23 protein-coding genes and 2 pseudogenes are annotated in these 22,837 nt (G+C 70.2%); 15 read left to right on the forward strand and 10 right to left on the reverse strand.

Translation table 11 applies throughout. The annotated features are described in order from the left end of the window. The first annotated feature begins 22 nt into the window (after positions 1-22). Positions 23-640: a hypothetical protein gene (locus ACZ7OH_RS17335; RefSeq protein ID WP_470281878.1), complete on the forward strand. Its 618-nt coding sequence runs from the start codon at positions 23-25 to the stop codon at positions 638-640. Between the two features lie 504 nt (positions 641-1,144). After that, the gene (locus tag ACZ7OH_RS17340; RefSeq protein ID WP_470281879.1) at positions 1,145-1,933 is read left to right on the forward strand and encodes a hypothetical protein; all 789 of its coding nucleotides are present in this window, start codon (positions 1,145-1,147) and stop codon (positions 1,931-1,933) included. 1,425 nt (positions 1,934-3,358) lie between these two features. Here the strand turns inward: ACZ7OH_RS17340 and ACZ7OH_RS17345 are convergent. The 4 genes and pseudogenes from ACZ7OH_RS17345 to ACZ7OH_RS17360 all read right to left on the reverse strand — a co-directional run. Continuing rightward, positions 3,359-3,742 (reverse strand): annotated as a pseudogene (locus ACZ7OH_RS17345) (WXG100 family type VII secretion target); the annotation flags it as partial. A 9-nt stretch (positions 3,743-3,751) separates the two neighbouring features. Next, the gene (locus tag ACZ7OH_RS17350; RefSeq protein ID WP_400866117.1) at positions 3,752-4,075 is read right to left on the reverse strand and encodes a WXG100 family type VII secretion target; all 324 of its coding nucleotides are present in this window, start codon (positions 4,073-4,075) and stop codon (positions 3,752-3,754) included. Then, a complete protein-coding gene (locus ACZ7OH_RS17355; protein ID WP_470281677.1) occupies positions 4,075-4,602 on the reverse strand; it encodes a YbaB/EbfC family nucleoid-associated protein in 528 nt (175 codons plus the stop codon). The genes ACZ7OH_RS17350 and ACZ7OH_RS17355 overlap by 1 nt, the downstream gene beginning before the upstream one ends. 142 nt (positions 4,603-4,744) lie before the next feature. After that, positions 4,745-6,037, reverse strand: a complete 1,293-nt coding sequence (locus ACZ7OH_RS17360; RefSeq protein ID WP_470281678.1) for an MFS transporter — start codon at positions 6,035-6,037, stop codon at positions 4,745-4,747. 203 nt (positions 6,038-6,240) lie between these two features. Between ACZ7OH_RS17360 and ACZ7OH_RS17365 the strand changes: the two genes are divergently transcribed. Further along, positions 6,241-6,822 (forward strand): YqgE/AlgH family protein, encoded by a 582-nt coding sequence (locus ACZ7OH_RS17365; RefSeq protein WP_470281679.1) that lies wholly within the window; start codon positions 6,241-6,243, stop codon positions 6,820-6,822. On the opposite strand, the gene ACZ7OH_RS17370 is transcribed toward ACZ7OH_RS17365, so the two are convergent. Further along, positions 6,819-7,238: an SdpI family protein gene (locus ACZ7OH_RS17370; protein ID WP_470281680.1), complete on the reverse strand. Its 420-nt coding sequence runs from the start codon at positions 7,236-7,238 to the stop codon at positions 6,819-6,821. The two genes, ACZ7OH_RS17365 and ACZ7OH_RS17370, sit on opposite strands and share 4 nt — an antisense overlap. A 65-nt stretch (positions 7,239-7,303) precedes the next feature. Here ACZ7OH_RS17370 and ACZ7OH_RS17375 point away from each other — a divergent pair, with 65 nt between their 5' ends. The 4 genes and pseudogenes from ACZ7OH_RS17375 (at position 7,304) to ACZ7OH_RS17390 (ending at position 13,062) form a co-directional block, all read left to right on the forward strand. Beyond that, complete coding sequence (locus tag ACZ7OH_RS17375) at positions 7,304-8,464, forward strand: esterase-like activity of phytase family protein (RefSeq protein WP_470281681.1); 1,161 nt, start codon at positions 7,304-7,306, stop codon at positions 8,462-8,464. A 193-nt stretch (positions 8,465-8,657) separates the two neighbouring features. Continuing rightward, positions 8,658-11,498: a leucine--tRNA ligase gene (gene leuS / locus ACZ7OH_RS17380; RefSeq protein WP_470281682.1), complete on the forward strand. Its 2,841-nt coding sequence runs from the start codon at positions 8,658-8,660 to the stop codon at positions 11,496-11,498. A gap of 74 nt (positions 11,499-11,572) precedes the next feature. Beyond that, a pseudogene (locus tag ACZ7OH_RS17385) lies at positions 11,573-12,200 on the forward strand (leucine zipper domain-containing protein); the annotation flags it as partial. A 124-nt stretch (positions 12,201-12,324) separates the two neighbouring features. After that, positions 12,325-13,062 carry an SDR family oxidoreductase gene (locus ACZ7OH_RS17390; protein WP_470281683.1) on the forward strand — a complete coding sequence of 246 codons (738 nt, stop codon included), beginning with the start codon at positions 12,325-12,327 and terminating at the stop codon, positions 13,060-13,062. Here the strand turns inward: ACZ7OH_RS17390 and ACZ7OH_RS17395 are convergent. The 5 genes from ACZ7OH_RS17395 to ACZ7OH_RS17415 all read right to left on the reverse strand — a co-directional run bounded on the left by ACZ7OH_RS17395 (position 13,059) and on the right by ACZ7OH_RS17415 (position 17,024). Beyond that, positions 13,059-13,796: a TetR/AcrR family transcriptional regulator gene (locus ACZ7OH_RS17395; protein ID WP_400897291.1), complete on the reverse strand. Its 738-nt coding sequence runs from the start codon at positions 13,794-13,796 to the stop codon at positions 13,059-13,061. The two genes, ACZ7OH_RS17390 and ACZ7OH_RS17395, sit on opposite strands and share 4 nt — an antisense overlap. Before the next feature lie 72 nt (positions 13,797-13,868). Next, positions 13,869-14,489: a DUF3558 domain-containing protein gene (locus ACZ7OH_RS17400; protein WP_470281684.1), complete on the reverse strand. Its 621-nt coding sequence runs from the start codon at positions 14,487-14,489 to the stop codon at positions 13,869-13,871. Then, the gene (locus tag ACZ7OH_RS17405) at positions 14,486-14,887 is read right to left on the reverse strand and encodes a hypothetical protein (RefSeq protein ID WP_470281685.1); all 402 of its coding nucleotides are present in this window, start codon (positions 14,885-14,887) and stop codon (positions 14,486-14,488) included. The genes ACZ7OH_RS17400 and ACZ7OH_RS17405 overlap by 4 nt, the downstream gene beginning before the upstream one ends. Continuing rightward, complete coding sequence (locus tag ACZ7OH_RS17410) at positions 14,884-15,627, reverse strand: ESX secretion-associated protein EspG (RefSeq protein WP_470281686.1); 744 nt, start codon at positions 15,625-15,627, stop codon at positions 14,884-14,886. Before ACZ7OH_RS17410 ends, ACZ7OH_RS17405 begins: the two co-directional genes overlap by 4 nt. Next, positions 15,624-17,024: a hypothetical protein gene (locus tag ACZ7OH_RS17415; RefSeq protein ID WP_470281687.1), complete on the reverse strand. Its 1,401-nt coding sequence runs from the start codon at positions 17,022-17,024 to the stop codon at positions 15,624-15,626. Before ACZ7OH_RS17415 ends, ACZ7OH_RS17410 begins: the two co-directional genes overlap by 4 nt. Before the next feature lie 274 nt (positions 17,025-17,298). On the opposite strand from ACZ7OH_RS17415, the gene ACZ7OH_RS17420 reads away from it, so the two are divergent. From ACZ7OH_RS17420 to ACZ7OH_RS17455, 8 genes are all read left to right on the forward strand, one after another. Further along, on the forward strand, positions 17,299-17,814 hold the full coding sequence (locus tag ACZ7OH_RS17420; RefSeq protein ID WP_470281688.1) for a YbaB/EbfC family nucleoid-associated protein: 516 nt from the start codon (positions 17,299-17,301) through the stop codon (positions 17,812-17,814). A 26-nt stretch (positions 17,815-17,840) separates the two neighbouring features. After that, entirely contained in the window at positions 17,841-18,164 is a 324-nt protein-coding gene (locus ACZ7OH_RS17425) for a hypothetical protein (protein WP_354908845.1), read from the forward strand. Continuing rightward, the gene (locus ACZ7OH_RS17430; protein WP_470281689.1) at positions 18,157-19,140 is read left to right on the forward strand and encodes a WXG100 family type VII secretion target; all 984 of its coding nucleotides are present in this window, start codon (positions 18,157-18,159) and stop codon (positions 19,138-19,140) included. The genes ACZ7OH_RS17425 and ACZ7OH_RS17430 overlap by 8 nt, the downstream gene beginning before the upstream one ends. Before the next feature lie 13 nt (positions 19,141-19,153). Further along, on the forward strand, positions 19,154-19,339 hold the full coding sequence (locus tag ACZ7OH_RS17435; RefSeq protein WP_470281690.1) for a hypothetical protein: 186 nt from the start codon (positions 19,154-19,156) through the stop codon (positions 19,337-19,339). Continuing rightward, on the forward strand, positions 19,336-20,397 hold the full coding sequence (locus ACZ7OH_RS17440) for a hypothetical protein (protein WP_470281691.1): 1,062 nt from the start codon (positions 19,336-19,338) through the stop codon (positions 20,395-20,397). The genes ACZ7OH_RS17435 and ACZ7OH_RS17440 overlap by 4 nt, the downstream gene beginning before the upstream one ends. Position 20,398: 1 nt before the next feature. After that, complete coding sequence (locus ACZ7OH_RS17445) at positions 20,399-20,614, forward strand: hypothetical protein (RefSeq protein ID WP_470281692.1); 216 nt, start codon at positions 20,399-20,401, stop codon at positions 20,612-20,614. After that, the gene (locus ACZ7OH_RS17450; RefSeq protein ID WP_470281693.1) at positions 20,611-21,702 is read left to right on the forward strand and encodes a hypothetical protein; all 1,092 of its coding nucleotides are present in this window, start codon (positions 20,611-20,613) and stop codon (positions 21,700-21,702) included. The genes ACZ7OH_RS17445 and ACZ7OH_RS17450 overlap by 4 nt, the downstream gene beginning before the upstream one ends. A gap of 258 nt (positions 21,703-21,960) precedes the next feature. Further along, positions 21,961-22,830 (forward strand): ribokinase, encoded by an 870-nt coding sequence (locus ACZ7OH_RS17455; protein ID WP_470281694.1) that lies wholly within the window; start codon positions 21,961-21,963, stop codon positions 22,828-22,830. The last annotated feature ends 7 nt before the right edge of the window (positions 22,831-22,837 follow it).

Here is a 22,837-nt window from a genome sequence, read left to right on the forward strand (position 1 = left end):
CACCGGCGAAGGTGCTGCGGGGGTGTTCAGCGTCAACCTTCGAGGAGCTGAGGAAGGAGGGCTCGGTGATGTGCGCGCCTTCGTGGAAGCGCCCGAGGAAGGCTTGAAGCCGCGAGGGATCCTGGTGGAAGTCGACGCGCCGCGAGACGGTCCCGACGTGCGGAGGCAGCTCGTTGAGCCCGGAAACGAGCGCGCCGGCCTGAGGAGCGAGGTCGAGAAGTTCAGGGCCACCAAGGCGAAGAGCCCGATTGAGCGGCCCAACCATCTCGTGACGCGTATAGGCGTGCACGGCAAAGGCGCCGTCATCGGACATACCGGGATGGAACTCGTCCCGGAGGGCGAGCGCCTCGCGGCGGACCTGTTCGTGCCGCCACTCGCCGGTTTTCGGGCTTTGCCGCCCGGAGTCCATGAAGGTGTCCTCGATCCGCCGTACCCCGGCGGGGTCATCGGTGTGGAAGCGGGGATCGTCGAGGTAGGGCTCGTCGGGGACTTGGCCGGGCTGCCCGTACTGGTCGTCGCCGTGCTCGGCCGCGGCTTCGTGCTCGACCGCGTGTTGCTCGTCGGAGTGGTGCTCAGCGGTTTGTTCAGCGCCCGGTTGCTCAGACGGGCCGCTGTGTTCGCCAGCCTGCTCGGTCGCTAGGTCAGCCGCACCTGTCCGCGGCTGGTGTCCAGCCGCAGGTGCAGCCTGCTCATTCGGTCGCTCAGGGGTGGGCGTCTGATGCGCGGATGTCTGCCCGGCAGTCGGTTCCATCGGCCGTTCTTGAGCAGGCCCGGGCCGCTGCTCAAAGGGACCCCGCGGCCCACGGCCCAGATGCTCCGGCGGCGGCCCAAACCGCGGCGGCGGAACCTGAGGCGGCCGCGCCAGCCCCAACCTCGGATCAACCGACGGCCGCCCACCCGGCGGCGGCGGCACAGGCGGCCGCCCACCTGGATGCGGACCCGGACCCTGCGGCCCCCGAGTCTGGTTCGGATACCCGCCCGGCCGTTGCCCACCGGACATTCCCGGATGCTGCGGCCCACCGACCGGCGGCCGCTGCGACGGAAACCCCCCACCTTGCGCCGGCGGCCCCCCGTGCGCGGAATACCAGCCAGGCACAGGCGGCCCGGCCGACGGCCGCTGACCACCCTGCAACGGCTGCCCGCCGTGCGGTGGCTGCCCACCTGGCGACGGCTGTCCACCCTGCATCGGTCGCCCACCGTGCGACGGCTGTCCGACGTGCGGCGGTTGCCCACCTGGCGATGGCTGTCCAGCGTGCGGCGGCTGCCCACCGCGTGGCTGACCACCTTGCGACTGGCCGCCGGCCAGTGGGTGGCCGCCCTGGGGGAGTCCACTCTGCGCTTGCCCGCCGTGCGACAGGCCATTGTTCGGCGGCTGGCCACCCTGCGCCGGCGCACCTCGGGGCGTTCCGTCGTGCGGTGCTCGGCCGCCCTGCGGCTGCGTGGCGTACGGTGCCTGGCCACCCTGCAGCAGCCCGCTCTGCGGCGGCCGACCGTGTGGCGGCTGACCGACCTGCGCTTGCCCACCTTGCGGCGCCAGACCGCTGGGCGGCTGTCCGCCGCGAAGCGGTTGTCCGCCCAGGTTTGGCTGGCCGCCTTGTACCTGACCGCCGTGCAGCTGCGGTGCCAGACCGCTGGGCGACTGCTCGCCGCGGAATGGTTGGCCGCCCTGGTGTGCCTGACCGCCGTGCGGTTGTCCGCCGTGGGGCGGTTGCCCGCTCTGGTGCGTCTGGCTACCTTGCGCCTGACCACCACGTGGCTGTCCAGCTTGCGGTGGGCCGCCCGGCTGCGGTTGTGCGGTGTGCGATGGGTGCCGCCCGGCAGGTGGCTGGCCGCCCACTTGCTGACCCGGCCGCATCCGGCGCGGGTCTTGAGGGGGCGTCGCTTCGAACAGTGGCTGGCCGCCACGCGGCGGTGTCGGGCCCTGAGGAACTGATCCGCCTGCGCGTGGGCCTGGGCCGCCGCCGGCGGGCATTCCTGCCTGCGGGGGTGGGGCGAATCCGCCAGGTGGGGCCTGCTGAGCCGACGGTCCACTCTGGAACGGCGCCGGTCCCCCATCTGCCGCGAACGGCTGGCTCGCGCCTCCGGTGAAGCCCGCCGCTCCGACGTTGTCCGCGGGGCGTCCGACCGTCTGGCGTTCCGCGCCGAAGCCCTGCGGGGCCATTCCGTAGCCGCCGTTCGAGGACGCCGGCGACGGTCCGCTGCTTGGCAAGCCGACCATCGGCTGGCTCGGTGCCGGTCCCTGGGCCGGCGCCTGTTGCTGAGGGGCCGGAGCTTCGGCAGTCCTCGCCTCCGCTCGCACCTCGGGTTGCTGCTGGATGTGCTCGGCGCTCGGCCGCGGCCCGTCGGACACCTCTGGAGTGGCCCGCGGCTCGACAGTTCGGCGCTCCCGGGTCGGGGACTCCGGTTCCGACGACGGCTCTCGCTTGGGCTCTTCACCACGCGACTCGGGCTCAGCCGACGGCTCCTCCCCCCGCGATTCCGAGGAAGGCTCTCGCCGGGATTCCTCCCCGCGTGACTCGGGCTCGGAAGATGACTCCGAGCGCGATTCCGGCTCTGCGGACGACTCCCGCCGCGGCTCCGGCTCCGGGGAGGACTCCCTTCGCGACTCCGGCTCGGAAGGCGAACGCCCGTCAGACTCGGACGAACCCTCGCTCCGCGACTCCGGCTGGGAAGACGACCGCTCATCAGACTCCGAAGAACCCTCCCCCTGCGACCCCGGCTCCGAAGACGAACCCCCATCAGACCCGGAAGACCCCGACCCCCCGGCGTCCCGCGGAATGTTCGCCTCATGAACCGCGTGCAGCTGCTCCTTGGCGCCCCCGACAGCCCCACCCACAGCCCCACTGGAAGCCCCAGTCAGCAACTGCTCCGGCGTCAAAGACCCCAAATTCCCGGTAACCGCCGCCTGCCCGACAGTCTGTGCGACCCCCTCGACCGCTCCCCGACCCCCGGCACGCAACGCCGCGTCCGCGACCTGCCCGCCGGCCGAATGCGAAAGCCCCTCGGTAGCCCCTCGCCCGATCGACCCCGAGGCCCCCCCGACCACCCCACCGACCGCGCCGGAAATTGCCGCGTCCGAAGTCTTCGACCAGTCCCAGCTGGAGCGATCCCCCTTCGCCATCTGCAGACCCTGGATGCCCGCGTCCATCCCCAGGTTGATGGCCTCGTTCTTGAGGACCTCCATGCCGATCTTCTTGAGACCCTGCTTGAGCAGCTTTTCCAGCAGCTCCTTCGCGACCTGCTTGAACCCCTGCTGCGCCAGCTTCTCGAGCAGCTGCCGGAACAGCATCTGCACGGTCATCCGCGTCGCGATCTGGGCCGGTGCGATGCCCGCCGTCGAGCCGCCGAACGTCACCGCCGCCGCCGCGATCATCGCCGCTATCTGGGCTGCCAGCACGATCAGCGAAATGATGATCATGTACTTCGTGTACTCGACGTCGAGCGCCGTCTGGTCGCACGAATCGCCCAACGCCTTCGACGCGTCGGACAGCTGCTTGAAGTACGCCTCGTCGCCCTCGATGAACTTCTTCCACTGCTCGACGAACGCGTCCGCGCCGTCGCCCGTCCAGTTGTCGCGGACGCCCGATGCCGCCTGGTTACCCGTCTCCGAGACCGGCCCGATCGCCGACGACGCCGCGTGCCACGCGTCGCGCAACGCACGAAGCTTGGTCTCGTCGCCCTCTGGCCAGCTCTCGCCGACGACGATGGGCAGCAGCCACTTGACCGCGTCGGGCATCTCCATACCCACGGGTCATTGCCCCTTGCCGAGCTGCGAAGTCACGTCTTCGTCGGCGCCCGACAGCGCCTTCATCGACTTGGCGACATTTTGCTGCACGCCCCGCAACCCCTGCACGAGGTTGGTGAAGCCCTCGACAGCCCCCTGCGAACCGGGCACGTAGTCCTTCGCGAACTCCTTGCCCGAGTCGTCGCCGCCCCAGCATTCGCCCTGCGCGTCCAGGGCGCCCTGCAACGTCTTCAGCGCGCTCTCCAGCGCGTCCGCCGCCGTCGTGAAGCCGTTCGAGGCGCGCAGGACGGCGTCGGGTTCCGCGGTGAACCCGGAGCCCCCATCGGGCATCAGTCGCCCCTCGTCATCCAGGACGACGGCGGCTCCTCGTCCTCGTCACGCGGCGGGCGGACGCGCTTCGGAGCGGGCTTGGGCGCGGGCACGGGCGGCGGCACGGCCTCGTTGCGCAGGATCGAGCCACCCTCTTCGAAATGCGCAGGCGCAGGCGCCTCGACGAAGTCGGGGATCGGCGGCACGAGCCCGGCCAGCGACGGCGCGCCTTCGACGAGGTCCGCGAGGTCGGGCAGGCCTTCGGTGATCGGCGCCATCAGGTCGGCGATCTTCTGCTTGACCTGCAGGGTTCCCTGGCGCACCACGGTCTGGACGGTGTTCGCGAGCTGCGCGGGCGTCGTGCGCTCGAACGCGTTCGGCGCGATCTCGAGCTTCGCGAGGTTGCCGCCGGCGTCGATCGTGGCGCGGACCAGGCCGTCGGGGGAACTGACCTGCGCGGTGGTCTGGGCCGCCGCGGACTGGGCGTCCCGCAGTTGCGCCGTCTGCCGCTCGAAGTTCTCCAGGAGGGTGTCCACCTGGTCCTTCATCGCGGCATTGCGTGCTTCGAGCCGTGCACGGTCGTCGCCCGCGGTGGTCACAGGTGCCCCCGGTGTCCCTCGAACCTACTAATGACTTGCCGTCACCCTAATGCCAATGGAGCAGTGACCGTGACCGGTTCGGGTGTTTGCCTCAGCGAATCGCGCGGCGTCGCGCGAGCACGTACCCGGCGCCGCCGACCAGGTAGCAGACGGTCGCCGCGATCAACAGGCCCGGCGAACGGCCGTCGTCCGGCACGACGAGCGCGGCCAGGGATACCGCCGCCACTTGGGTGATGTTGAACAGCGTGTCGTACAGCGCGAAGACGCGGCCGCGGGCTTCGTCGGCGACGTCGAGCTGGATCGACGAATCGACGCAGAGCTTCAGCACCTGACCCGCGCCCGTGATGACGAACGACGCGAGCAGCGCCAGCGGCAGCACCATCGGCAGGCCCAGCGCCGACTGCGCGATCGCGGCGAGCAGCAATGAGCCGAGCACTGCGCGCAGCCGGCCGAACTTCCGGATCAGTCGCGCGGTCAGCAGCCCGGCGATCAGGATGCCGGCGCCGGCGAGCGCGGCCATCTGCCCGAGCCCAGGGAGCCCGGCGCGGAAGACGCCGTGGTCGGTGAAGTAGTTCCGCATCATCAGCACGGTGACCAGCAGCGATACCCCGAACGACGCCCGGTGCGCGAACAGCGCCAGGAACCCGGCGGTCACGCTGGGGGCTCGCCACGCGTGCCGGGCGCCGTCGGCCAGCCCGCGCGCGACGGCCAGCACGGGGTTCGTCGGCTCGTCGACCACCGACGGCCCGAGCACCCCGCGCGCGAAACCGCGGGCGATGAAGGCCGAGACGAGGGTGCCGAGCACCGCGAACGCCGTGGCCTCGGCCGATCCGATGTCGTTGCTGCCGAACAGTGCTCGCAGACCGATCGCGCACCCGCCGCCGATGACCGCCATGAACGAGCCGAGCGTCGTCGCGAACGCGTTCGCCGTCACGACGCTCTCTTCTTCGACGACGTGCGGCAGCGACGCCGAAAGCCCGGAGCCGATGAAGCGGGAGATCCCTTCCGCGGCCAGGGCCAGCGTGAACAGGCCGACCCCGCCCAGCCCGAAGCCGACGGCGGCCGCCGCGGCGACGATCGCCAGCCCGCGCAGGAGGTTCGCGAAGATCAGGACGCGACGGCGGTCCCAGCGGTCCAGCAAAGCACCGGCGAACGGCCCGACGACGGAATACGGCAGCAGCAGCGCGGCGAACCCACCCGCGATGGCCAGCGGGTCGGCGGCGCGTTCGGGGTTGAACAGCACGGCTCCGGCGAGCCCGGCGCGGAAGACGCCGTCGCCCCAGCTGGCCGCGAAGCGGGTGAAGAGCAGCCGGCGGAAGTCGGGATCCTTGAGCAGCTCGCGCGGCCCTCTTCGCGTTGTCGCCGTCCGAGCGCTGATCGTCACGAAGCCAGAGTAAAGGGTGGCCGACGCACTAAGGTCGCCTCTCGGCGGCTATGCGCAGTGTGGCTCCAGCCGGACGGTATTCCACAAAGGCGGTTCTTCAGTGAGCCCGGGGGACACGCAGTGCGCCGGCCACATGTTTCAAACGAGGCTGCTGAGGCGATTGTTCCCGAGCCGAAGTAATTCGCCGGGTCGGGGGTGGGATCATGGGTCGCGTGCCAGCGGACGCCGAGGTTGAACCGGGAACGCTCCTGGTCGCCGCCCCCACGATGGTCGACCCCAACTTCAAGCGGACCGTCGTGTTCGTCATCGATCACCGCGACGAGGGCACCCTCGGTGTCGTCCTGAACCGCCCGAGCGACGTCGCCGTGCACGACGTCCTGCCCAACTGGGGCGGGCACGTCGCCGAGCCGCAGGCGGTGTTCGTCGGCGGTCCGGTGGAGAAGAAGACGGCGCTGTGCCTGGCCGCGCTGCGCACCGGCGAGACGGCGGCGAGCGTGCCGGGCGTCATCGCGGTCCGCGGGCCGGTCGCGCTGGTCGACCTGGACACCGACCCCGCGGTGCTGGTGCCGAAGGTCCGCGGCGTGCGCGTCTTCGCCGGGTACGCGGGCTGGGACTCCGGTCAGCTGGCCGGCGAGATCGAACGCGACGACTGGGTCATCGTGCCCGCGCTGCCGAGCGACATCCTGGCCTCGCCGAGCGGCGACCTGTGGAGCCAGGTGCTGCGCCGCCAGGGCATCCCGCTCGCGCTGCTGGCCACTCACCCGGGCGACCTCCAGCGGAATTAAGCCTCTTCCTTCTTGAAAACACCGCAGCCGCCGGCGCCGCACGCGCAGCCGCTGCAACCGGCAGGCGCCGCCGGAGCCGGCGCGGGCACGGTCAGCGCGGCCCGGTTGCCGAGCACCCCGCCGCCCATGACCAGCACGAGCATCGCGAGCACGCCCGCGAGCGCGGCCGAGATGAGACCACCGGTCGTCGGCATGGCGAGCCCGGCCAGCCCGGTGAGCACGGAGATCGCGCCCCCGGCCATGGTCGGCAGCCCCGCGACGCGGTTGGCCAGCTTGAAGGCTTCTTCGCTGCGCAACGCCGCTTCCGTGCGCACCCCGGTGCCGCCTTGGCGCGTCAAGCGCTCGCGGAACCCGAGGAACCCACCAAAACCGACGAGCAAACCCAGCACGACCGGAACCAGCGCGATAGCGAACACGGGTCAAGGATAAGCGTGACGCCCCGGCAACCTGCCGGATACCCTGATCGACTGTGCTACAGGCCATGTCACCGCGTGTACTGCCCACCGTCCTGACCGCTGCCCTGATCGGGGGAATCCTCGCCGTGACACCGGCGAGTGCCACCGAGAGTCACCAGCGGCCGATCCGGCTGCTCGGCGAGCAGATTGTCCCCCTCAACCTGCAGTTCCAGGGCACGACGGTCGGCGGCCTCTCCAGCATCGACTACGACCCGCGGACCGGCGGCTACGCGCTGATCTGCGACGACCGGTCGGCGATCAACCCCGCCCGCTTCTACACCGCGACCTTCCCGGTGTCCGCGAACGGCGTCGGCCCGGTCACCCTCACCGGCACGAAGCCGCTGCTGCGCCCGGACGGCACGCCGTACCCGCCGCTCGCGCAGAACGACCCGGCGAAGCCGCAGAACGAGCAGACGATCGACCCCGAAGAGCTGCGCGTCGACCCGTGGACCGGCGACTACTACTGGTCGCAGGAGGGGGAGCGGACGGCGACGACGCTGATCGACCCGTCGATCCGCGAGGCGCGCCGCGACGGGGAATACGTCCGCGACCTGCCGATCCCCGCCAACGAGAAGATGACGCCGACGGCCGGCCCGCGGCAGAACCTCGTCCTCGAGGGCCTCACGTTCGCGGGCTTCGGCGCGCTGGTCGCCAGCGACGTCGAGGGCCCGCTGCTGCAGGACGGCCCCGAGTCGACGCGTACGACCGGCGGCGTCTCCCGGATCACCCTGCAGGGCCGGTACGGCCCGGTGCTGGCGCAGTACGCCTACCCGCAGGAGCCGATTTTCGCGTCACCGGTGCCCGCTGGCGCGTTCGCGACCACCGGCGTCTCCTCGATGCTGGCCGTCGACCAGGCCGACCCGACGAAGTTCCTGATGATGGAGCGCTCGTTCGTCACCGGCGTCGGCAACAAGGTGCGCGTCTACGAGATCGACACGAAGGGCGCGACGAACGTCCTGAACGTCAAGTCCCTGGCCGACGCCAAGAACGTCAAGCCGGTGAAGAAGCGGTTCCTCTTCGACGCGGCCGACCTCGGCTTGTCCACTGTGGACAACCTGGAGGGCATGACGTGGGGGCCGCAGCTGCCCAACGGCGAGCGCAGCTTGATCTTGGTCAGCGACAACAACTTCTCCGCGACCCAGGTCACCCAGTTCGTCGCACTGGCGGTCCCCTCGGAACGGCTTTGACCAGCAAGTTACGATGTGCACATGAACACGGCTCGGCTGCTCCTTAGCCTGCCGCGCTGACCGGGCCCGGCCCGGCCGGTGCGGCGACCCCTCATGCCCTGGTGGCTGAGGGGTCGAGTTGTTTCTGGAGCGGCTGTATCGATGAGCTCTCGGCGGGAAAGAGTGCCTCGAGCTTGAAACGAAGGAAGACGTCATGACTGAGGCGACAGGGACCGACGTCCCGGCGCACCGCTACACGGCCGCGCTGGCGGGTCAGATCGAGCAGCGCTGGCAGGACCACTGGGCCGACCAGGGGACCTTCCACGCGCCCAACCCCGTCGGGCCGCTCGCCGTCGAGGGGCAGCCGGTGCCCAGCGACAAGCTGTTCGTCCAGGACATGTTCCCGTACCCGTCGGGCTCCGGCCTGCACGTCGGGCACCCGCTGGGCTTCATCAGCACCGACGTCTTCGCCCGCTACCACCGGATGATCGGGCGCAACGTGCTGCACACGATGGGCTTCGACGCGTTCGGCCTGCCGGCCGAGCAGTACGCGGTCCAGACCGGGCAACACCCGCGCAAGACGACCGAGGAGAACATCCGGACCTACCTGCGCCAGATCCGGCGCCTGGGCCTGGGCCACGACGAACGCCGGCGCATCTCCACGATCGACCCCGAGTACTACCGCTGGACGCAGTGGATCTTCCTGCGGATCTTCAACTCGTGGTACGACACGGAGGCGGGCAAGGCGCGCCCGATCGCCGAGCTGGAGGCCGCGTTCGCCGACGGCTCGCGTCCCACGCCGGACGGCCGTGACTGGGCGTCGCTGAGCGAATCCGAGCGGAAGAAGGTGATCGACGACCACCGGCTGGTGTACATCTCCGAAGCGCCGGTCAACTGGTGCCCGGGCCTGGGCACCGTGCTGTCGAACGAAGAGGTCACCGCCGACGGCCGCAGCGAGCGCGGCAACTTCCCCGTCTTCCGCCGCAACCTGCGGCAGTGGATGATGCGGATCACCGCGTACGCCGATCGCCTGGTCGACGACCTGGACCTGCTGGACTGGCCGGAGAAGGTCAAGTCCATGCAGCGGAACTGGATCGGCCGCTCGCACGGCGCCCGCGTCACCTTCAAGTCCGGTGACGACGCGATCGAGGTCTTCACGACCCGGCCGGACACGCTGTTCGGCGCCACCTACGTGGTGCTGGCGCCGGAGCACCCGCTGGTCGACAAGCTGGTCACTTCGGCCTGGCCCGAGGACGTCGATTCTCGCTGGACCGGCGGCGCGGCGACGTCCGCCGAGGCCATCAAGGAGTACCGCGTCGCGGCGTCGCGGAAGTCCGAGCTGGACCGGCAGGAGAACAAGGAGAAGACCGGCGTCTTTACCGGCGCGTACGCGACGAACCCGGTCAACGACAAGCAGATCCCGATCTTCGTCGCCGACTACGTGCTGATGGGCTACGGCACCGGCGCGATCATGGCCGTGCCCGGCCAGGACGTCCGCGACTGGGAGTTCGCCGAGAAGTTCGGCCTGGAGATCATCCGGACCGTGCAGCCGTCGGAAGGCTTCGACGGCAAGGCGTTCACCGGGGACGGCCCGGCGATCAACTCCGGCTTCCTGGATGGCATGGACGTCGCCGAAGCCAAGAAGACGATCATCGACTGGCTGACCGAAAAGGGTGCCGGCACCGGGACCGTCCAGTACAAGCTGCGCGACTGGCTGTTCTCGCGCCAGCGCTACTGGGGCGAGCCGTTCCCGGTGGTCTACGACGAGGCTGGCGAAGTCCACGCCGTCCCCGAGTCGATGCTGCCGATCGAGCTGCCCGAGGTCGCCGACTACTCCCCGGTGACGTTCGACCCGGAGGACCGCGACTCGATGCCGTCGTCGCCGCTGGCGCGCGCGACCGACTGGGTCGAGGTCGAGCTGGACCTGGGTGACGGCCCGAAGAAGTACCGCCGCGACATCAACACGATGCCGAACTGGGCGGGTTCCTGCTGGTACCAGCTGCGCTACGTGGACCCGACGAACAGCGAAACGTTCTGCGCGCCCGAAAACGAGCAGTACTGGATGGGCCCGCGGCCGGGCGAGTACGGCGCCGACGACACCGGCGGCGTCGACCTGTACGTCGGCGGCGTCGAGCACGCGGTGCTGCACCTGCTGTACTCGCGGTTCTGGCACAAGGTGCTGTTCGACCTGGGGCACGTGACGTCCAAGGAGCCGTACCGGAAGCTGTTCAACCAGGGCTACATCGAGGCGTACGCGTACACGGACGCGCGCGGCGTCTACGTCCCGGCCGAGCAGGTCGAGGAGCGCGACGGGAAGTACTTCTTCAACGGCGAAGAGGTCACCCAGGAGTACGGCAAGATGGGCAAGAGCCTGAAGAACGTCGTCACGCCGGACGAGATGGCCGAGAACTACGGCGCCGACACGTTCCGGTTCTACGAGATGGCGATGGGCCCGCTGGCCATGTCGCGCCCGTGGGCGACGAAGGACGTCGTGGGCGCGCACCGGTTCCTGCAGCGGCTGTGGCGCCTGGTCGTCGACGAGACGACCGGCGAGCTGCGAGTGTCCACTGAGGACGCTTCCGAGGCGGACCGCAAGGTGCTGCACAAGACCATCGCGGGCGTCCGCGAGGACTACGCGGAAATGCGGTTCAACACGGCCGGCGCGAAGCTGATCGAGCTGAACAACCACGTCACCAAGGTGTACGGCGCGGCCGCGTCGACCCCGCGCGAGCTGGCCGAGCCGCTGGTGCTGATGCTGGCGCCGCTGGCCCCGCACCTGGCGGAGGAGCTGTGGCACCGGCTGGGCCACGTGGATTCGCTGGTGCAGGGCCCGTTCCCGGTGGTGGACGAGAAGTACCTGGTCGAGGACTCCGTCGAGTACCCGATCCAGGTCAACGGCAAGGTCCGGTCCCGGGTGACGGTCGCGGCGTCCGCGTCGCAGGACGAGGTCCAGGCGGCGGCGCTGGCGGACGAGAAGGTCGCGGCGCTGGTCGGCGGCGGCTCGCCGCGCAAGGTGATCGTGGTGCCGGGACGGCTGGTCAACATCGTCCTCTAGCTTGTCCCGAGTCGAGGTGACCTGGTGACGGCCTGTCGTGCGGACAGGTGAAGGCCTCCGGATGTGAAGTGGAGCTGTCGAGGGACCGCTTCACTGACCGGAGGCCTTCGTGTCTCACCCGGCTGCGACTGGCACGCCTGATCGTCGAAGAGGGCTGGACCTGCACCGCAGCGGCGAAGATGTTCATGGTCGCCGCCAACACCGCCGCGAAGTGGGCACAGCGCCACCGCGACGAAGGCGCAGCCGGAATGGCCGATCGCGGCAGCCGCCCGCACCGGCCGGCTCAACCTGCCGGCCTCGACCGTGCACGCGGTACTCGTGCGCTGCCGGCTCACCCGCATCGACCGGGTCACCGGCGAACCGCTGCGCCGCTACGAACACGACCACCCAGGCTCGCTGATCCATGTGGATGTCACCAAGTTCGGCAACCTCCCCGACGGCGGTGGGCACCGCTACGTCGGCCGGCAGCAAGGCGAGCGCCACAAACGCGCCACCCCTGGCCTGCCCCGCCTCGCCTACGCCGAAATCCACGCCGACGAAACCGCCGTGACCGCCATCGCGGTCCTGCGCCGGGCGGTCGCCTGGCTCACCAGCCACGGGGTCACCGTCGAGCGTGTGCTCTCTGACAACGGCTCGGCCTACCGGTCCCACGCCTGGCGCGACACCTGCACCGAGTTGGGCGTCATCCCTAAACGGACCCGGTCCTACTGACCAACCTCCCTGACATCACATCTAGCGCGCTGTCGGAAAGCCGCCGGTGTTGTTCGCGCGTTCTCTATTTGATTGAACGGTCAAGGAAATCCGTTCGATCGAAGGAGAACCGGGGATGAACCTCGACGGCAAGGTGGCGCTGGTGACGGGCGGCAGCCGCGGCATCGGCGCGGCCACGGCACTGCGGCTCGCCGAGGACGGCGCGGACGTCGCGCTGACGTACGTGAACAACGCCGCGCGGGCGGCCGAGGTGGTTGACAAGATCAAGAGCCTCGGCCGTCGCGCGCTGGCGATCCAGGCGGATTCGGCGGACGCGGCCGCGGTGTCGGCCGCGGTTTCCGCGACCGTCGCGGAGTTCGGCCGGCTGGACGTGCTGGTGAACAACGCGGGCGTCGGCTTCGTGGGCGCTTTCGACGAGACGTCTCTGGAAGACGTCGACCGCGTGCTGGCGGTGAACGTCCGCGGCGTGTTCGCGGCGACGCAGGCCGCGGCCGGCGTCCTGGGCGACGGCGGCCGCGTGATCACGATCGGCAGCTGCGTCACGGACCGCGTGCCCGGCCCGGGCATGGCGCTGTACGCGACGAGCAAGGCGGCGATGGTGGGCCTGACCAAGGCTTTGGCGCGCGAGCTGGGACCGCGCCGCATCACGGTCAACCTGGTCCACCCGGGCCCGACGGATACGGACATGAACCCGGCCGACGGCCCGTACGCGGCTGACCAGCGCGCTTTGACGGCGTTCGACCGCTACGGGATGCCGTCGGAGGTGGCCGCGGCGGTCGCTTACCTGGCTTCGCCCGGCGCTGAGTACGTGACGGCGGCGGTGCTGTCGGTGGACGGCGGCCACGCGGCCTAGCCGGAGTAGAGCCCGATCTCCCGGGCGAGGTCGATGAGCATCGCCTCGAACAGGACGTCCGGCTTGGACATCGGGATCGGGTAGTTGCCGAAGACCTCGAGCGTGACGTGCCCGTAGAGCCGGGCCCAGAACTGGATCATCAGGTACGTCACGCCGAGGTCGAGCTTCTCGACCGGAACGTCGTGGTCGGACTCGGCGAGCACGGCGCTCAGCGACTCCTGGAACGTCGTGAAGTCGTCCCGCAGCTCGTCGGGCACCCCGCTGGCGGACGGCAGCACGATGTCCGTCCGCGCGAGCACCCGCCCCGCGGCGGCGAGGAAGATCCGCCCGAACGGCTCGTCGACCCGGCTCAGCGCGCTCCCGGCCGCGGAGCCCACGCCCCCGGTCGGGGACGCGAAGACGAGCGTGAATTCCTTCGTGTGGGTGAGGGCCCAGCGGCGGAAGCCCTTACAGATGGCGAACAGCTGCAGCATGCCGTCGTCGGGCAGCTCGGCGATCTCTTCGGCGAGCTCGTCGGCCAGGTCGGCGCAGACGTCCAGCCGCAGGTTCTCGACGAGGTCATCCCGCGATTCGTAGTACCGGTAGAGCGCGGGCGCGGTGATCCCCAGCTCCCGCGCTATGGCGCGCAGCGTGACCGCCTCCGGCCCCTGCTCGACGAGCAGCTTCCGGGCGGTCCGCCGGATGTCCTGTTCGGTAGCCGCACGCGCGCGACCCCTCCGCGTGGGGTGGCTCATCCGAACAGTCTAGGTGCTTACTACGACAAGTCTTGCATTAACGCGATCTCGGCCGTAACGAAAAGGCGCAGCTCAGGCGCGCGCCTTGAGGTTCGTCAGCACCGTGTCGGCGACGCCCCGCCCGAGCTGGCAGGCGTCCTTGCCGGCCTGGACCGCGGAGTCGCCGATGCTCAGCGAGACGGAGTACGCCAGCTCATCGGAGATGCCGACGACGACCACACACGTTCGGTTGTCAGTCGTCCCCACGTCCACGTAGCCGACCACGGGGTAGCCCTGGACTGCCGCGAGGTTGTCGACCCAGCGCTTGGCCTTGGGCTTTTCGTTCTTGTAAGTGAGACTGATTCCCTGGCCGCTTTTTGTCTCATAAACGAGGAAGATTCCGGCCGAACTCCCCGAGTCGCTGGCCCAGTCGCACGTCGGCCCCAGTTCGGAGTCCTTCGGATCGGGAGAATCTGTTCGGCCGAGGTAGCCCTGGACCTGTTCGGCAGTAAGTCCTGAATCGCACGGATTGCCGTCCAGCACCTTGGCGGGTAGCGGGTTCTCGACCTTAGGTGCCCCGCTGTTCGGAAGCTCAGGAGTGCTGGCGGGCGCCGGCGTCGGCGTGCCGGAGAGCGCCTCTTTACCGCTGCAAGCAGTCAGCAGCGTCGTCCCTGCAGCGACCACCGCCGCGAGCACGAGAATCCGATGCCTCATTCGAGCGACCCCTTGATCGTCTTGGTCGAATCCGCTGCCTGCTGGTCTGCGGCTTCGGTGATACCGAGTGCCTGCCGCAATCGCCGGATCAGTTCGGAGTAGTAGTTGTACTGGTACTGCAAATGCCCTTGATAGTAGGCGCCGGCCTCGTTCACCCCGTTCGGTCCGAGTACGGCTGCTTGACTGACTGGCTCTTCAGCCGGAGGTACCGCCCTGGTCAGCGATTCGGCGGCTCGCATCTGCTTACTGAGCTCTTTGTGCTGGTCCTCGGCCTTCTTGAGCATCGCCCGCATCTCGTCGGAGCTCATCGCGAAGCCCTGCCCGCCGGCGGGCGGCGGCCCCGCGCTCGGCATGTCCGTCGCCCAGAAGCCGATCCCGCTGAAAAACGAGCCTGTCATCGTCCTCCCCCTAACCCGTTCAGGGTCGCGTACAGGGCATCGGTCAGCGCAGCCCGGGTCCCCGGCTGGAAGCTGACCATCCGCTCGCGCCCCGGGTACACGTACGTCAGCACCCGCCCGGTCCCGGCCACGTCCACCGCAGTGATCGGCGCGCTGCGGATCCCTCGGTTCACGGCGTAGCACTGGTGCAACCCCGTCCGCCGGGCAGCCATCAGCCGGCGCGCCCACGGCAGCGGGTCCCGCCCCCGGTCGGCGGTCGGGTCGTCGAGGTCGTACGACTCCTCGACCGCGCGGCCCGAGAACCGCGCCTCCGGGATCGAGACCGCCGAAATCCGGGCGGGCGGCACCGGCGGCAGTACGTCCACCAGGGACTCCGCGAGCCGCGACGGTTCCACCACGTCGATCCGGACCGTGTCGTCCTTGCGGATCAGCCGGAGCGCGTCCGGGCCGGCGGCGGACACCAGCACCGCGCCCGACTCGTTCGCTTCGATGTCGCCCAGCCACGCCGTGAACTGGTGGGCGCCCTTCGCCAGGACGCGCAGGACGTCGCGGAATTCGCGCGTCAACGTGCCGCCCGCCGCGAGGCGGAGCGAGGCCAGGACGTCGAGGACGTTTTCTTCGAGCCGCTTGCGGGTCTCGTCGCCGAGCCAGAGGTTGTCGGCGCCGAGGACCGCGGGCGGTGGGCCGTGGCGCTCCCACTCCCACGCGGTGAGCAGGGCGGCCTTGGGCAGGAAGATCACAGCCCGATCACCGGGGGCACGGTCCGCTCGTCGGAGCCGCCGAAGATGCTCTCCGGATCCGCCTCCACCAGGTAGGACGCGCGCTGGTGCTCCGCGTCCTCCTCGCCTTTGCCGCCCTTGGCGCCGTGGCCCATGCCGCCCATCCCCGGCGAGCCCGGCTTGCCCGCCGCGCCGCCGCGGACCCCGCCGGCCGCGCCGGGACGTCCTTCGCCCGGGGCGCCGGCTCCGGTCGCCGCGCCAGGACCGCGCGCACCCGATCCCGCGCCGGTTCCGCTGCCTGTGCCGGACGACGAGCCCGGCCCGAAGCCGCCGCCACTGGGGCCGAAGCCCGGTCCGAAGCCGGGACCGAACCCGCCTCCGGGACCCGAACCGGGGCCGAAGCCGCCCGGGCCCGTCCCCGGTGGCTGGTAGCCCGGCGGGAACTGCGTCGACGGCGGCACGTAACTCTGCGCGCGGACGCTGTCGTCCACGTTCGGCGGGTGCGGCGTGACCTGCACAGGCGGGGTCACGTGCCCCGGCGGCGTCACCTGCCCCGGCGGGGTCACCTGGCCGGGCGGCGGTGGCTGCACGACCGGTGGGTGGACCGCCGGCGGCGGCTGGACCTGGGCACCGATCGACCGGTCGTCGCCACCGGTCCGCTTCTTGGCTGGCGGCTCGACCGGCTTCTTGGGGTCCTTCACCGTGAAGTCGCCGCCGTTGTACGCGCCGAGCTGGCCGTAGTCGATCGTCCGGGCCGCGGTGTTCGAGCTGGACTGCTGCGAGTACGCGTTGTACCGCTCGACGTTCTCCTGGGCCTTCTGGTTGTACTGGTTGATCTTGTCTTCGGTGTCGGTGTCCCACGGCGTCACGACGTCCCAGGCGCTGCGTGTCGGCGGCTGGTCGGTGACGTCCGGGTGCAGCGAGTTCTTCATCTGGTGGAACTGGTCGATCTGCGCCTGGGCCAGCGTCGAGTTGCGGTCCAGCGTCGCGGACGCCGAGGTCGCCGACGCCGTCAACGGCTGAAGCCGCTCCCGGGCCGCGTCCGACGCGCCGCCCGTCCACGCGGACTCGAGACCGGACGTCAGTTCGCGCGTGCCGTTCTCGAGCTGGCGCTGGTAGGTCGACTGGTCGATGCCCGCCTGGTGCACCTTCTGCAGTGACTCGGTCCCCGGACCGGTCATCACGGCCTGGACCAGCTGACCCGGTGACAGCCCGGAAGCCTGCGGGTTCGCTGCCCCGGTACCGGTCTGCGAGCCGACGTAAGCACCCGCGACCGCGCCGGGAAGCCCGCCCGCGAGCAGGCCGACGCCCGCGCCGGTCAAGACGTTGCCAAGCCGCTCGCCGCCCGATTCCACGGCGTGCGCGATCTCCGACCCGACGTGCTTGGCAGCGTCGAGCATGTCGCCGAACAACCCCACCGAACCGCGCTCCCCTCGCGTTCGATCTCCCCTCTTGCGTCACGGACGATACCGCACCGGTTACCGGCTGTGCGAAGAATCGGCCAGTTCAGGCCATCGCACCTGCCACTGCCGCGCGAGCCGCGTCCGCGCTTTCGGGTCGGCCTGTGACCAGCGTTAACACCGGTCTGGCCGCCCGGAAGTGTGGCGAAAACCGGAACTCCCCCGAAACTGTCGTGCCGGTGTGCCACACTCGGTCGCCGTACGGCTACTGACGTGAACAGGGGAGGTTCGCGTGTCGAACCCTGAGCAACTGCTGGCGAGCTTCGACGCCAAGATCGCCGAGGCCAAGCAGCGTGGCGACCGCATGCAAGCCGAGATGGCGGCCGTCTCCGTGGCGGAGCGCAGCCCGGACGGCCAGATCGCGGTCAAGGTCAACCACCTCGGCAACCTGGTCGGGCTGGAGATCGGGCACGCCGTGCGGGAGAAGGCGAACCTTGCCGACGAGATCCTGCGGACCGTCCAGCGCGCGCAGAGCAGGCTCGCGGGTGCCGTGCAGGCGGGGATGCCGTCGATCGCGGGCACTGACACCATGAACGAGCTGGTCGACCAGCTCCATCGCGAGTTCCCGGAGCCGGAGCCAGAGGGTTTCACGGACGGCGGCCTCGCGGCGCCCGTGAACGATGGGTCCCGCTTCATCGCCGAGGAAGAGCCGCCGTCACCGCCGAAGCCGAAACCGGCGCCGCCGCGTCCCGCGCCCGGGGCCGGGGCCGACGACGACTACTTCAGCGACGGCGACTACCTGCGCTGATCAGGGCAACGAGGGAGGGGAACACCGTGAACAACCCGCAGCCGGACATCCGGATCAAACCGGAGCAGTTGTTGTCCCACGCGAAGAAGCTCGAACCGTTCGTCGACCGGTTCGCGAAGACGCTGGACGCGGCGGCCCAGGTCGTCGACCCGATGGCGTTCGGCCTGATCGGCCAGGCCTGCGGCCTCGGCGCGCTGTGCGGCGTCGCCCAGACCCTGGGGAGCGACTCCATCGGCCACGCGAAGAACGTGGCCCAGGAGCAGATCGACCGCGTCCGCACCTGGTCCCAGCACGTCGACTGGCGCGAGCAGGACGTCAAGGCGAGCTTGGAAGGCATCCACCTTGACTGAGAACGCGCTGGTGACGGAAGCCAAGAAGAAGGTCGACGAAGGGTCCTCGGCGCTCGAAGGCGCCGGGATGGCGCAGGACTTCTGGGACGCCGCGACGAAGGCGGCCGACGGCGATTGGACCGAAGGCCTGCTCAACCTCGGCTTCGGCGCCATGGGCGTGATGGACTTCCTTCGCGACCCGATCGCCGGCCTGGCCAGCATGGGACTCGGCTGGCTGATCGAGCACGTCGAGTTCCTGCGCGCACCGCTCGACTGGGTGACCGGGAACCAGGAACAGCTCGACGTCATGCAGCAGACGTGGAGCGGGATCAGCGACGAGATCGACGCCATCGCCAAAGAGCTCCTGGAGACCGTGAAGGCCGACAGCGCGGAGTGGCAGGGGCAAGGCGCCGACGCGTATCGCGCGTTCGTCGCCGAGCTCGGCGACATGTACTCCGGAGTCGCGGGCGGCGCGAAAGCCGTTTCGGTCCTGATCGACGTCTGCAAGAGCATCCTGAACGTCGTGCGCAGCGTGCTGCGTGACCTGCTCACCGAGTGCATCGGCAAGCTGATCAGCATCCTCATGCGTTACCCGGGCCCCGCCGCGCCGGCGGGCCTGGCCGGTGAAGGCACGGCCGAGATCGTCAGCTGCGGCACGCGGATGTCGGAGTGGCTGCAGAAGCTCATGCGGGCCTTCCAGAAGGGCATCAGCCAGTTCAACCACCTCAGCGGGCTCTTCCGAACCGTCGGCCAGAAGCTGCTCGCCGCACTGCGGGACGCGGCACACGCGGCGCCGGGCGTCTTCAAGGACGGGCTCAAGGAACTGCCCAAGGCACTCGGTGAAGAAGCCGGCAAGGAAGCGGGCAAGAAGACCGCGGGCGCGTACGACGAGACCTACAAGAACTACCGGGAGAACCACTACAACGAGAAGAAGCCCGCGGCCGCCGAACCGGTCTTCCAGCAGCAAGGTGGCCAGCGCATCTCCGGGTCGATCTGACGCTGTGGTGACGATGACTCCCGGCGAGCCGGAAACGGCCGGGGTGCGGCGCCCCGATCTCGCCCGGCTGACCGCCGAGCCCTCGGCGAAGAAAGCCACGTGCCACTACGTCTCGGTCAACGTGATCCTCCGTCGCGGTGAGGATCGGCGGGCGGCGACAGTTTCGCCGGGCGCGGCCAAACGGCTGGCGGTCGCGTGAACGAGAGCATCGTCGTCTCGCGGACGGACGGCCGACACTGGATCCTCGCCGGGGTGCTGCTCCTCATCGCCGGCGGGTTCGTGTGGCTGGCGCTGGCGTCGACGCAGCGGAGCCCGGGCATCGCGGGCTGGGTATTCGGTGGCGCCTTCGGGCTGCTCGGGCTCAATATGGTCCGGCGGTCGGTGCGCAAGCCGGTCCGGAACGAGCTGATCATCGACGCGGCCGGCGTTTCGCGGGTGATCGGCGGCGTCGTCTGGGCCCTGCGGTGGGATGAACTCGCCGCCGCGGCGGTCGTCGAAAGCGGGCAGAAGCACGAGCGTCACCAGGTCGTGCTCAGCCCGGCTCGGGACGATTTCGAAAGCCACCACCGGAGCCTGGTCCGCATCGACGGTGGTGACTTCCTGGTGGCCGGGATCGGGCTGTACGAGCGAGAAGTTCCGCGGGTACTCGAGGTGCTGGCGAAGCACGTCGGAGTCCGGGCAGAGCTCGTCGCTCCGGTTCTCGCGCCACCACCGGTCACGGCCGCGGTGCCCGAGTGGATGCCGCCGCCGCGAGCGTCCGGTTCGGTCGTCGAGATCCACTTGAACGGCTGGGATCGGGCAACGCAGTGGTGGCTCCGGTTCTTCGTCCTCGCGATCGAGCTGGGCCTCGGTGCCGTGATCGAGTTCGGGCCGCACAACGGGTTCCGCACCGCGTGCGAAGTGGTGTTCGCCGCGGTCTTCGTCGGCATGTCCTGGCGGGAGATCGGTTGGCGGCAGAACCAGTCCCGGAAGGTCCGGATCATGCTGGAGCTGTCGGCCACCGGCCTCCGCTGGATGTCCTGCTACCGGCAGATCGCGGTCTCCTGGCCGGAAATCGCCGAGCTGCGGACGCCGACGCGACTCCTCGAGTTCCGTCCGGCGAGCGACGACTTCCCGCTCCGCCGCCCGGAACTGCACGAACTCCGCCAGCCCGACGGCTGGTACCGGTTGCCGACCACGCTGAGCGCGACGGCGTCGAAGGAATTCGAGGCGCGCATCCGCGAGGTGTTGCCCGGTGGCATCGCTTGGACGGGATGAGTTGATCAAGACCGCCGCGAGCTGCGTCCTGGCCGCGGGCACCGGGCGGGGAAGCCGGAAGATCGCCCCCACCGAATGGTCGGGGCCGCGGTACTGGCGTCTCGCTGGTTCGATCATGGTGCCGGGCGCGTACCGGCTGCCGGAGGCGTTCAGCGACGCGGCCGCGAGCCAGGTGCGCGAGGCAATGGCCGTCCACCAGCCGGACCGGACCGCATGACCGACCACCAGCGTGTTTCACCCGCAGCCGTCCGCATCGCGATCCCGCTCTACAACCCGCCCGAAGCGGTGCGCGCCTTCGCCGGGTGCGTGATGCTCTTGGGGCCGGTGGTCATCGCGCTCGCCGGATTGCTGTTGTGGCACCGGAGTCACGATCCGGTCGCCTGGTGGATCGCCCCGGCGCTCGCGCTCGTGGGAGTGGCCATGTGCTTCGCGAGACCGATCCTCAGCGCGCGGATTCGCCGGGACGGTGGACTGAGCACGGTCACCGCACACCTCAGCGCGGACGGCTTCGGGCAAGTGCTCGCCGACGGCCGGCTGGTCGTCCTGCCGTGGGACGACGTGCGTGCGGTGGTCTTCGACGAAGGACAGCCCGGCAACCGGGTTTTCGTCTCGGTCGCGTTGCTCGACGACGAGTCCGTGAAATACCTGGCGGACGCGTTCCGCAGCAAATCGAAGGACGGGTACGTACTCACGGCCGCTCTGCCGCAGGCCGATGCCGAGAAGGCCGCTGCCGCGATCGACGCCGTCCGGCCGGGGCTGGTGCGGTGGCCGGACCGGGAGATCCGGCGCGGGGGCCTGGGCGTGGTCCGGCCGGCGAAACGGCTGATCCTGCGGTGGGGTGCGCGCAAGAAGCCCCAGACCACGCAAGTCGTGTGGGCGGGCCGGTCGACGGCCGGCCGGAGGTTCTTCCTGCGGGCCGGCTGGCTGCTCGTCGTCATCGACTTCACGGCACCGGCGGCGTTCGACATCCCGCCGGGGATTCCGCTGCCGCTCGCCGTCGTGGTCTGGGTATCGCTGTACCTGACGCGCTACCGGGGCGAGGACGGCGAATTCTCGCTGACGAGCGACTCGATCACGTGGCGCCCCCGAAGCGGTCAACCGGTCGTCATCCGGCGTGCGGACGTCGCTCGGCTGGTCGTCACACCGGCGGGGAGCCGAGCCACTCGCCGATACGTCGCTCTGCACGTCAGCGCGCCGGACGGCGAGGAGAGGCTGGTGGTTCCGAAGCTGTCACCGGGCGCCGCGGCGGCCCTCGTGCGCGGGGCGGGGGCGCCGCCGACGCCGATCACTCGGGGGGCTACGTGATCGGCGCCGGCGACTCGAGGCCCTGCCCGGCTCGCGCCGGTCGGGGCACCGTCACCACGTCTCGCGTGATGACGCACCTGGAGAGCGGGACCGGTCCGTGAAGTGACGGCCGGGGGACGGACATCCCCCGATCGAGTGACGGGCATCCGCTGCTCGCATGATTGTCGCACTCAACGCCGGATAAGTTACAAAAACCTTCACTTTCCTCTTCGGCACCCTTCCCGACCTGGTCGGACGGCTTTCGTGGGACAGTGCGGTATGAACTCGGACGTACTCGTTGTGGGATCCGCCAACGCCGACCTCGTCGTCGCCGTCGAGCGGCGGCCGGCGGGTGGCGAGACCGTGCTGGGCGGCGACACCGTCCTCTCGCCGGGCGGCAAGGGGGCCAACACGGCGGTCGCCGCGGGGCGGCTCGGAGCGGACGTCGCGCTCCTCGGGGCCGTCGGCGACGACCCCTACGGCCGGCTGCTGCTCGACTCGCTGCGTGCCGCGGGCGTCGACACCGGGCTGGTCCGGACCAGTGAGCGGCCGACCGGCATCGCCTACATCACCGTCACCCCGGACGGCGAGAACGCGATCCTCGTCTCGCCCGGCGCCAACTCGAGCCTGGAACCCGCGGACGTCGACGCCGTCTTCGACGGGGTCGAGATCATGGTCGCGTCGCTCGAGGTGCCGCTGCCGACCGTCGAACACGCCGTCGCGCGGGCCGCCGAAAAGGGCGTCAAAGTCCTGCTGAACCTGTCGCCGGCGGCCGAGCTCTCCGCCGAGACGCTCGCGAAGCTCGATGTCCTGCTGGTCAACGAACACGAAGCCGCCTGGCTGACCGGACCCGGCGCGGACTTTCGGAAGCTCCTCGGCCTCGGGCCGCGGGCTGCCGTCGTCACGCTCGGGGCGGCCGGCGCGGTCGTCGTCGAGGACCACGGCACCACCGAGGTCGCGTCGCCGGAAGTCGAGGCCGTCGACACCACCGGCGCCGGGGACGCCTTCGCGGGCGCGCTCGCCGCGTCGCTCGCCGACGGCGCGGACCTCGTCTCGGCAGCGAAGCGCGCGGCACGCGTCGCGGCCTTCAGCGTCACGCGGGCCGGCGCGCAGCCGTCCTACCCCACCGCCGCCGACCTGGCGGAATGACCTCCCG

The sequence above is a fragment of the Amycolatopsis sp. NPDC114478 genome (genome assembly GCF_055633805.1).

Excerpts from the sequence above, each read along its gene's own strand:
- ACZ7OH_RS17375 (WP_470281681.1), top strand. The coding sequence starts at position 7,304 with ATGTCACCGCGTGTACTGCCCACCGTCCTGACCGCTGCCCTGATCGGG.
- ACZ7OH_RS17355 (WP_470281677.1), bottom strand. The coding sequence starts at position 4,602 with ATGAAGGACCAGGTGGACACCCTCCTGGAGAACTTCGAGCGGCAGACG.
- ACZ7OH_RS17405 (WP_470281685.1), bottom strand. The coding sequence starts at position 14,887 with ATGACAGGCTCGTTTTTCAGCGGGATCGGCTTCTGGGCGACGGACATG.
- ACZ7OH_RS17365 (WP_470281679.1), top strand. The coding sequence starts at position 6,241 with ATGGGTCGCGTGCCAGCGGACGCCGAGGTTGAACCGGGAACGCTCCTG.
- ACZ7OH_RS17455 (WP_470281694.1), top strand. The coding sequence starts at position 21,961 with ATGAACTCGGACGTACTCGTTGTGGGATCCGCCAACGCCGACCTCGTC.
- ACZ7OH_RS17390 (WP_470281683.1), top strand. The coding sequence starts at position 12,325 with ATGAACCTCGACGGCAAGGTGGCGCTGGTGACGGGCGGCAGCCGCGGC.
- ACZ7OH_RS17435 (WP_470281690.1), top strand. The coding sequence starts at position 19,154 with ATGACTCCCGGCGAGCCGGAAACGGCCGGGGTGCGGCGCCCCGATCTC.
- ACZ7OH_RS17350 (WP_400866117.1), bottom strand. The coding sequence starts at position 4,075 with ATGCCCGATGGGGGCTCCGGGTTCACCGCGGAACCCGACGCCGTCCTG.
- ACZ7OH_RS17450 (WP_470281693.1), top strand. The coding sequence starts at position 20,611 with ATGACCGACCACCAGCGTGTTTCACCCGCAGCCGTCCGCATCGCGATC.
- ACZ7OH_RS17400 (WP_470281684.1), bottom strand. The coding sequence starts at position 14,489 with ATGAGGCATCGGATTCTCGTGCTCGCGGCGGTGGTCGCTGCAGGGACG.
- leuS (WP_470281682.1), top strand. The coding sequence starts at position 8,658 with ATGACTGAGGCGACAGGGACCGACGTCCCGGCGCACCGCTACACGGCC.
- ACZ7OH_RS17395 (WP_400897291.1), bottom strand. The coding sequence starts at position 13,796 with ATGAGCCACCCCACGCGGAGGGGTCGCGCGCGTGCGGCTACCGAACAG.